The following is a 10,446-nucleotide window of genomic DNA, read 5'->3' on the forward strand; positions in this document are numbered from 1 at the left end:
TTAAAATTTATCTTGATTTGTTCAGTGTTAAAGTTATCGCATTCTTTTATTCTATCCTTTTTTTCTTCTTCTTCTGAACTGAACGTAGTTGTAATTTTATAGAAATTTTGAATTTACAAATCATTCCTGGAAGTGTTTTGATTGTCACTAAATCCGATATACCTATGATTCGGTAATTTATCCGTAAGACGATTTAATAGGTAGATTCCAGAAATAGTTTCTTGTTCATTATTATTAAATTCTTTATATACTGAAATGACTTGTTTAAGGTCTTCAAACTTTTGAGAATCCATTAGTTTATCATAACCACTGTCACATTTTAAAGAAATAATAGCAAAAGATTTTGTAGATTTTACTCTTTCCTCTATTTTTTTTAAAGTATCAATAATATTTCCAAATTTGTAAATATTAATCCCATGAATTCAATTCAAATTTTAGTCAATTCTTAAATCAAAAAAACGAACATACATATCAAATTGTTCCACAATACTGTTGTATTGACATATAAATATCTGAGAAAGTGGTAAAAAATTGTAGGCTCAATTGTTTATAGAAGCAGCACTATTATGAGTACCTAAAATAACATAGTCTGAGAATTTCATACTTATTTAATTTAAAGAGATTTTAAATGTTTATTTAGAATAGATAACATCTAAGAATGGAGAACATAGGTTTATCCTTTTTGTCAACGCCTAGGGTTTAGTCTCCAAACCCAATCAAAATAGGTTGTAAAATTTGCTTGTAGGGGGTTTGGTCTCCAAACCCAACCAAAAAACTGAACAGTATCGATCTATAGACTCATCTACTTTCTTCCTTCTTCAATAAATTACCAAAAAAATTATGGAATTTAACTACTCTTATAAAGGCAATACAGGTGTTACTGACAATGGCAAAAATACCCAGATGTCATTCTCTCCAGACACCAAAAGAGAACCTACTTATTTTGTCGGCGAACTGGGAAAAAATGTCGCATTTCGTGAAGCTATTAGTGCTTTACATGACGTAGTAGTTTCCGACCTCCGATATAAACCAAAAGACAAAACTGCCTATAAAGAATGGCGTGCCCAACAAGAAGACGAAATAGACTGGGAAAATATCACAGCTCAACGTCAAGAAGTAGCTCAAAAAATAATAGAAATTAATACCGAATTAAATCAACTAAACAAAAACCGACAACAACGTTTAAAACCCTTTTATCAAGCTCAAGAAAAATTATTTCAATATCTTTATAAAATTGATTATGATGCTTGGTACGTTTTCGACCCAGTAATAACTGTTCATCCTGATGAAATTTTCTTTGAATGTTTCAGCGTTGACGAATCAACTTATGGAAGACTTGGAGCAAGTTATGAGGTATTCAAAAATATCAATGATTTTGCCTGCGGAACTACTAACATTGACTATTCCGCTGCCCTCTATCAAGAATTCCAAAAAATCCGTAGTTATAAAACAACAGAACTCCAAGTAGATCCTTCCGGTTTTGAAGTTAAAACTACCAACGAAGAAACTTTCAAAGAAGTAAAAATAGACCTCCCCGATAGTTGGGTAAGAGGATTTTTACAAGTCAGTTCAGCTATGTCATTACCAGCTACAAAATTCGACCTCCACCCAATGGATATTTATAATATGTGTTTGGTTTTGCGTCGCCACAAAGAAAAAAACGGACCCCGCAGTATTCGCTACTTTTTAGAACCAGGAGAACCAATAGAAATAGTATTTGAACCTTGGAATTTGGAAATAATTTGTCACCGTTCAATTTACACCGGAAATTCTACTCAACAAATCCGAACTTGGGGGCGAAGAAGACTGCATATTTTAGAACGTTTAATTCCTATTGCTAAGAAATTTACTGTTCATTTATTAGGTACAGGAATGCCGTCTTTTTATGTGGCAGATTTAGGAGATATGTCTTTTACTTTAGGATTATCAGGATGGACGGCAAATGATTGGGCACAAGCTGGTAATTTTGATTTAATGGCACCCCGCGCTGATGTGGATGAATGGACTCAGAAAATAATTTTTAATGGGTTGCGAGAAAACTGGTTTGAAACTGCTGATTGTTTGGCAAAAAGACTTAATTTAAGTCGTACTTCTGTATTGGGTGCTTTGGGTGCTTATACTCAAGCTGGACGAGTAATTTATGATTTGAATAAACAGGTTTATCGAGTCCGAGAATTAAGTCGGAAACCTCTACCAATGGAGAGGTTAAGGTTTGCAAATGAACGGGAAGAAAGTGCTAATAGGTTTTTGCAAGAAAATGCTGTTGAGGTAAATTATGTCAATGATATTAATGGGGTTTTGAGGATTGAAGGGAGTGTGATGAATAGGGGAGTAATGTTTTCTCCTTCTTTAAGTGTCGATCGCGATGAGCGGATAATTGAGGCCCAGTGTAATTGTAATTGGTATCAGCAGAATAAATTGTATCAGGGGCCTTGCGAGCATATTTTGGCCTTGCGGATGCAGCAGGCACGTCAGAGTCTAGAGTAAGGGAGTGGGAGATGGAGAAGAGTTTGTAGGGTGCGTTAGACGGCTAAAATTTATACTATGAAAGAGATTTAGCAATCCGTCGTAACGCACCATTGAATATTTGTCAGTCCACTACAAAAAAAACGAAAACCTATTTGCGTAGTTCTATATATTCAGGACCATAACTTACGCAGAATTACCATATATAGTAGGTAGTAACGGGAGTTAACCCCTACGAATAGTGTATGACTTGATATTTTGCGTAAGTAGTGATACTTTTAATTTTCTTTCTTCTTCCCACTTAATTCCTATCTTTGAAGCGATCGCTCCTAATCAAAATTAGGAAAAGTTTGTTATCATACTAATACCACCCACAGTTTAATAGTTGGTCAACAGCCTTGCAATTTGGGCGGTGGATCGCCGTCCTTGTGTTGAGTCCGCACACGCATCACTAGCCTGCTTTTGACTGTTCGGGTCATCCTACCCATACTGGGCAACGGTTTGGCTTCCTGGAAGCTTTTCCCGTTATGGGTAGGAGACCCGTTTGAGTTAAGCAGTCTAGTCCTGAGAGGTTTACGAAGGGGTAACCAACTATTGTGGGTGTTTTTTTATGAATAATTCAGTAGTTTCAATCATGTATCCTATTTGTGAAAAGATAACAATATAGTTCTCCAAAAGTTAAAAATAAAATAAATTCTTATCTATAAAATTATCAATTACTAAATTATCAATTACTCCTCCCTATTTCCTATTCCCTGTTCCCTCTTCTCTGGAGATGTCTAATAGAAGTATTAACTACAAACTCCAATCTTCTAGAGGTAAATTAGGAAATTTGCTAAAGTCTTTTTTATTGCGGACCGCAACAACCGCTTGGTTTACTAAAGCAATAGCAGCAATTCTTAAGTCGTGGGTTCCTACAGAAACTTTTTGTTGGCGAAGATTTTGATAATAGGTATTAGCTGCATCATCAAAATCTAGCAATTGTAAATTGCAGAAGAACTCCTGAGTTTTTCGTAGATTATGATAGGCAACTGATAAAAGTTCAGGTTTTTTATTTTTATTCGCACTTAATTTGTGGATAGTAGCTAGTCTTCCTTGCAGTTGTTCTTGCAATGTAACGACTGTGACAAATATACTATCATTTCCTATTTCTCTTGCTCGTTGACAAATTTTAGAATGGTTGTGTTGGAATAGAGTAACACGATCGGTATCTAGAATATATTTGCTCATTCTGACTGACTTTACTCCGCAGCAGTTTCTTGAGCAGCAACTTGTTCATCCACTTCACGTCGATAAGCAGCCATATTTTCTACAAAGTCATCAAATAAAGGATCATTTTTGAACATACCAGCATATTTCACCCCAGGATCGGATATATCGACTTGCTGTTTATAGGTGAACAGAGAACAACATCGTCTCAACGTTACCCACCAAAGGTAAGACATCAAAGGACTTGAAAAATCTTCATCATCAAGTAAACCATGAGCCATAAGGTTTCTCAAATTAGAGCCAGAATTTTCAACAAGTAAACCTTTCAAGTCAAAAAGCGTATCTTCATCAAAAATGTCTTTTATCTCAGGGAGGTAAAGAGTCTTGTTGAAGTCATATTCATGCTGAATTCCTTTATCGTCATATTTAGAAGTTAATACACCTTGTTTTTGAAGTAAATAACGAATAGAATTTTCAATTTGAGGAATGAGAATATGAGTAGATGTGTAGAAATCTCCAGTTAGTCCAGCATATAATCCTTTGGCAAACAAATGTACCCGTTCGGGTGGTACAAAAGGATTATTTTCAACAATAGGAAGAAAGTCTTCAAGTTGTACAGAATGTTCTAAATTTATTTGTTCTATAGCAGGTTTTATCACTGCTTGAGCTGTTAAGGTTTGGTATAGTATACTTAGCTCATACATTCTAGATTTAATTGCTGCTTCTAGTTTTCCAGGTTCGGATTTAATTGCTTCTTCAAGTATGCTAGATTGTCTAGCTACAACTTTACCTTTTTTATTTATTCTTACTTTTTGCATCACAAAAGATAGGGGATATTTAAATATTTCCTCAGCATTTTTTTTAAGTTGAGAAATTTTCTGAGGATCTGTTAAAAAAGCTAGAGCAAAAAGGGCATCTTGTAGTTTTTTACCTCTAACGCTTGCTCTAACTTTCTCTACTATTTCAGTAATATCAATTTGATCGGAAGAAATAGTAATTAGCCCTTTCGTAGATTCTTGTTGATATTGAAGCAGAAGTTTATGAGCTTCTTCAGTTCTTTCTTTTGCTGCTATAGTCTCTTTTTTTGCACCAGGAATTTTTCTAAAAGCTTTAATAGCTTCTTGTAAGGAAAATGATGCTATGAAATAAGCAAGAGAAGAATTTTTGGGAGTGTATTCAGCTTCCTTCAAATATGTTTCTGCAGCACGCATTAAAGCAGCACGTTCATTTTCCCTATTCTTTTCTATACGATGCCATTTTGCTTTTATTTCCCAATAATCTCTTGCTCTCCTCCATTCATTAGATGACTCTGCTAAAAGAGCAGCTTTTTCAGCTAGAGCAGCATATTTTTGGGGATTACCAGACTTATTTTCTTGTAGAAGTTTCATCAGTTCTGCTGATAACCAAAGCGGGTCTTCTCCTTGGTAGCTATCTAGAACTTTTTCTATATGTTCTACCACTTCTTCGACTTTATTTTTGATTTTTTTTGCTAGTCGAAAAGCTCTTTCTATTTGGTCAAAGCAGCTAGACCATTCTGTAGGGTTTTCTAACTCTATCGCAGACTTTATATAAGCATCAACTGCAAGTTCAGCCATTAAATTATTACGTTTTTTGCTCCAGATAATATCTGCAACTTGTGCCTGAAGGGTAAAGTCTGATATCTTAGGAGCAATTTCAGTAAGAAAGTTTAGATGCTCCTCTGTAAGCTCAATTGAAAATTTATCCTCGCTTAATTCTACTTGACCTGGTTGAATATTAAAACAAGTTACTTTGACTAATATTTCAAATATAGCTTGTTGACGAAGATTTCCTGCTTTTTCTGCTTCCCGTGCTTTTTGACAGAAACCTTTTCTGTAGATCTGGCACTTTTTCATTTTACTATCACTAACTACATCTTCCCAGCCATAATTAATAAAATCTTCCTTAGTAAGAGGAGGAACAATAGATAACATATTTTCACCTTTATTCTAAATTTTCCTCAGTATAACAAATTAAATATGAAACAGATAATTATCAAATAAAACTCAAACAGCCTCTCGCAAAGCATTAATATCCGAACCACAAATTGCCTGTAAATTCCGAGTTATTTTCTCAATTTCCCAATCCCACCATTTAATTTCCAACAACTCTTTAATAATCTCTTCTCCAAATCTTTTCCGAATTTCCTTAGCAGGATTTCCTCCCACAATACTGTAGGCTTCAACATTCTTTGTTACCACAGATTTTGTCGCAATAATCGCTCCATTTCCTACTAGAATACCAGGCATAATTGTCGCTTCATAACCAATCCAAACATCATTACCAATAACAGTATTGCCTTTGTCTTGCCAAGAGTCGGGCATGGTTTTTTCCCAACCATTTTCAAACACAGGAAATGGTTCAACAATTAATAATTAATAATTAATAATTAATAATTAATTATTACCTCTTCTTATAACAGATAGGATTGGCTAAAATGAATTTATTTTCTTCTCAAGGGGAGATTGGATATGGCGTTTTCGGCGCTTGAGCCGACATGAAACGCGGAGCGACTTGAATTGCGTTTCGCTTCGCGACATGAAACGCGGCTCTGCACTCTTCGGGAAACCTCGCCATCCCATCCTGACGGAATGCTCCGCTTTCCGACCGCTTTTTTCTCCATGAATGGAGAGGCTTTATACCCTAATTTTTCAGTGATTTGTAAACCAATCAGTCCGATGATTTCCACCATTCATAATGAACTTTACATTAGAGGCAATAGAACAGAATTTACCAAATAATTAATTTATCTCCAATAAAATCAAAATGATAGAGAACATTCCGCTCAAAATTCTCTGGATTCTCAAAATCATCGTAATAGGTATAGTCTCCGACAATAATGTTAGGATTGTTAATAATATTTTTTAAATAAACTAATCTGGTTTGATTAGGTATTGGATATTTAAGATTAGGGTTAGGACCGTTATTCATAATGTTTATGACAGTTTTTATAATAGTTAATTTGAGCTAAAAACCATGAAAATTCTGAATTATGAATCCTGTAGGGGCGATTCGCGAATCGCCCCTACACCAAAATATTACAACCTAAATAGGGTTACTATAGACCTTTTCCTCAAAAGATACGCTTAGGGGTTCTATAGGATGAACGTAAATTTGTTTGTGGAAAGCAGTGGAGTAGACTAAGCTAGAACTTAGAAGTTTTTGCCATAAACTGTTAAAATACTATTTTTGATATTTATCAATTTAAACCTAAAAGTTAAATGCCTGGATAAAACTACATGAAACAAATCCTCTACCTAGAAGTACCCACACCAGATACAAAAGCTGTTTGTCAATGGTTACAATCTCAATTTCAAGCTGGTTTCGGCGAAAAAATTATAACTTCAGATGGCTTTGTTGTGAAATTTTCTGAAGATTCTAGTCAGGAAATTTCTGTATTTGTATGGTCATTACAACGAACTACTTATCTGAAAGTATTTGCCCAAGGAAATATATCTTCAATACAACAAAAATTTACTCAAAATTTGACTAGCAGTTTACGAAAAGAATTTCCTCTAAATTATCCAGAACCTCCCACTATCGATCTATCAAATCAGTCAATTTTTACAGCTTTAGCATCTGATTATCCTCTTACAGTTAAATACTTTCAAAAAATGCCTCAAGGAGAATATGACCTCAACCGTTTATATTGGTGGGAAAAACGTTGGCGTGAAGCAGTTAAAAATCCTCAAAAACCAAAACAAGTAGTCTCGAAAAAAGAATCTGGAACAAATAATAATTCAGTTGAATATGACTTAATTTATGTTGGTGGCGCTCTGGGAAGTCTTCATGCAGCCATCATGGCAAAACAGGGATATAAAGTATTATTATTGGAACGTTTGCCTTTCGGTAAAATGAATCGAGAATGGAATATTTCTCGCTCCGAAATTCAGGGTTTAATTGACTTAGGTTTCTTTACTAAAACAGAAGTAGAAAATTTAATTGCCAGAGAATATAAAGATGGATTTAATAAATTTTTTGATGCTAATAATCCTGATTTTTGTAAAGCAAAAATTCTTCATACTCCGACAGTTTTAAATCTGGCATTGAATTCAGAAAAGTTACTGAGTCTATGTGGAATGAAACTACAAGAAGCTGGAGGAACTATTGTTGATGAAACAGAATTTATTAAAGCTGACATTGAACCAGAAAAAGTTGTAATTTACACTCAAAACTTATCTAGCAAAACTGAACAAATTTTCTGTGGGCGTTTGTTAATAGATGCTATGGGTACTGCCTCTCCCATCGCTTGGCAATTAAATGGTAAACGTGCTTTTGATAGTGTTTGTCCGACAGTTGGAGCAGTAATTGATGGTGGATTTGAAGCAGGTGTTTGGGATTCAAATTATGGAGATGTTTTGAATAGTCATGGGGATATTTCTCGCGGTAGACAATTAATTTGGGAATTGTTTCCCGGTGCTGGTAATGAGTTAACATTTTATCTATTTCATTACCATCAAGTTCATCCTGAAAATCCTGGTTCTCTTTTAGAAATGTATGAGGATTTTTTCACTATTTTGCCAGAATATCGACGCTGCGATATGGATAAATTAGTATGGAAAAAGCCAACTTTTGGTTATATTCCCGGGCATTTTAGTATTAAAGGTAGCGATCGCCAAGTTGCTTTTGACCGTTTAGTTTGTATTGGTGATGCTGCTTCTCTCCAGTCTCCTTTAGTATTTACTGGTTTTGGTTCTTTGGTGAGAAATTTACCTCGTTTAACTGAACTTTTGGATACTGCTTTAAAATACGACTTACTCAGTGCAGATAACTTAAATAAAATTCGCGCTTATCAAAGCAATATTGCTATTACTTGGTTATTTTCTAAAGGTATGATGGTTCCTACAGGTAAGTTTTTACCTCCCCAAAAAATTAATTCTATTTTGAATACATTTTTTGGGTTATTAGCAGAGTCACCTCCAGAAGTAGCAGAAACTTTTATTAAAGATAGAGCTGATTGGTGGATTTTTACAAGATTAGCTCTCAAAGCAGCCAGAAAAAATCCTTATCTTTTATTGTGGATTCTAGATTTTATTAACTTTGAGGAAATATTACTTTGGACGATAAGTTATATCAACTTTACTTTGTTTAGTTTGGTAAGTTGGTTATTAGGATGGTTGCCTAGTTTTGCTCGTTGGATTCAACCTTGGTTAGAACCTCGTTATCCTGGTTTATGGTTTTGGATACTAGCTAATAGTTATGCTTTAACTTATAATGTCGGTCAACCAAAGATGAGTTTTAAACTACAAAATTCAAAACTTAGTATACAAAATTAGAGCAATATAATTTTTCTCATCCCATAGGAATTTTTGTATAGGTATTTTTGAGATTTTCCTGGTTAAATAATAAACCTTGTTTTATAGATGGGTTAGGTAGAGCTGGTCGATCATTTCTGTTTAATTAGGTAAGCATAAATAAATCTAACAAGTGTAGGGCGGGTTTTTAGGAATAAATTGCTAATAGATCAAGGCTTTTGCTTAAACCCACCCCTGCAATTTTTTCAACGTTTAATTAGACCTACCTACTTATACAATTTCAAAAAAATAATATTATGAATAGTAAGGATAATTGAAACAATTTAGTTGAAATGTAGCTTTGACTAAAAAAAGAAGTAACTGACTCAGAAATAATATTTAATATCAAATCTCATTAGTTAGCCATAATAAAAATGTTCTTCGTCTCTAAGGAAGAATATTTTTCGCTCTTTCCCTTTCTTCCCTACTCCCTGCTCCCTACTCCCTACTCCCTGCTCCCTAAATTTTTTATTGTGGTTATTCAAAGAGACATGATATAAGCTATTCATTCTGACTCCTGACTTATGATTCCTCTAAATAGCCTAAATATTTGTAGCAAACATTTATTAAATTGGTATTAATGCTTTTCTAGCTCTTCTCATCTTTTGTAAGCATTCAGCCGTCAGCTTTTAGCTTGCATCCTGCGAAGGAACTGCGTTATCAGCTAGATTATAATTACGCTCGTCTTGTCTTGAAAGAATAAATTATTATTGATACATTCTCAGATAATTTCTAGCATAAATTAAGATATAGCAATCAGGAATCAGATGTGAGAATTGAATATTTATTAAAAGAATATAGTATCGCGGTTATCTTATTCATTTATACACATTTTTGCCTTCTTTTGTGTTCCCTGTTCCCAGTTAAGTGTTCCCTAAAAATATCCAATATCTCACAACTCAAATCATATTGCTATATAATCAGTTAATATAAGTGTTCTTAAACAAATTCTTATACCAAATTCCCATTGGTAAGAGGGTATTTAAAAAAGTTGAAGTATTTGTCGTACATGGAATTTTGGGAGAGGAAAAGCACCCTTTAATAAACGGATTTAGTATTACTTAATTCATCAAAAAACTGAGATATGAGTCCTAATAGCTGAATGATTACCATCTTTTAGATGTTTCTCTAAATTTTTCGCAGTTAGAATGGATTTTTGTATTGCATCAACGTGAAAACCTCTGTATTATTAATCAACGGCAGATTTTCTCATAGTTAAAGCTCAAATTTAGAATAATCAGAAAATACATCTGCTTGTCCCAAACTTCATTTATCCTATTACCGACAAATTAAGATTTAAAGTCTCTCCTTTCAGAGAGAAAAAAAAATCCTTTGAGACAATCCTCTTATTCAAAAGAAGAGGTAATTATTAATTATTGAATTAAAACCTACAACCATATTCAATTATGCAGTCAGATTTAGCAGGATTAAAAATTACAAGAGGTGAAATTAAACATCT

The 10,446-nt window shown here is 33.9% G+C and carries 4 protein-coding genes and 2 pseudogenes; 2 read left to right on the forward strand and 4 right to left on the reverse strand.

Annotation, left to right across the window (positions count from 1 at the left end):
* Positions 1–840 precede the first annotated feature (840 nt).
* Positions 841–2,487, forward strand: a complete 1,647-nt coding sequence (locus F6K22_RS18380) for an SWIM zinc finger family protein (protein WP_293100792.1) — start codon at positions 841–843, stop codon at positions 2,485–2,487.
* Between the two features lie 774 nt (positions 2,488–3,261).
* Here F6K22_RS18380 and F6K22_RS18385 read toward each other — a convergent pair.
* The 4 genes and pseudogenes from F6K22_RS18385 to F6K22_RS18400 form a co-directional block, all read right to left on the reverse strand.
* Positions 3,262–3,696: a type II toxin-antitoxin system VapC family toxin gene (locus tag F6K22_RS18385; protein ID WP_293100795.1), complete on the reverse strand. Its 435-nt coding sequence runs from the start codon at positions 3,694–3,696 to the stop codon at positions 3,262–3,264.
* An 11-nt stretch (positions 3,697–3,707) separates the two neighbouring features.
* Positions 3,708–5,627: a DUF4209 domain-containing protein gene (locus tag F6K22_RS18390; protein WP_293100798.1), complete on the reverse strand. Its 1,920-nt coding sequence runs from the start codon at positions 5,625–5,627 to the stop codon at positions 3,708–3,710.
* Positions 5,628–5,699: 72 nt separating this feature from the next.
* Positions 5,700–6,053, reverse strand: a pseudogene (locus F6K22_RS18395) (CatB-related O-acetyltransferase); the annotation flags it as partial.
* Positions 6,054–6,368: 315 nt separating this feature from the next.
* Positions 6,369–6,624: pseudogene (locus tag F6K22_RS18400) on the reverse strand (chloramphenicol acetyltransferase); the annotation flags it as partial.
* A 308-nt stretch (positions 6,625–6,932) separates the two neighbouring features.
* Here F6K22_RS18400 and F6K22_RS18405 point away from each other — a divergent pair.
* Positions 6,933–8,969, forward strand: coding sequence for an FAD-dependent oxidoreductase (locus tag F6K22_RS18405; RefSeq protein ID WP_293100804.1), 2,037 nt, complete (start codon positions 6,933–6,935; stop codon positions 8,967–8,969).
* Positions 8,970–10,446: the final 1,477 nt, after the last annotated feature.

The organism is Okeania sp. SIO2F4 (assembly GCF_010672385.1).
Lineage (GTDB): Bacteria > Cyanobacteriota > Cyanobacteriia > Cyanobacteriales > Microcoleaceae > Trichodesmium.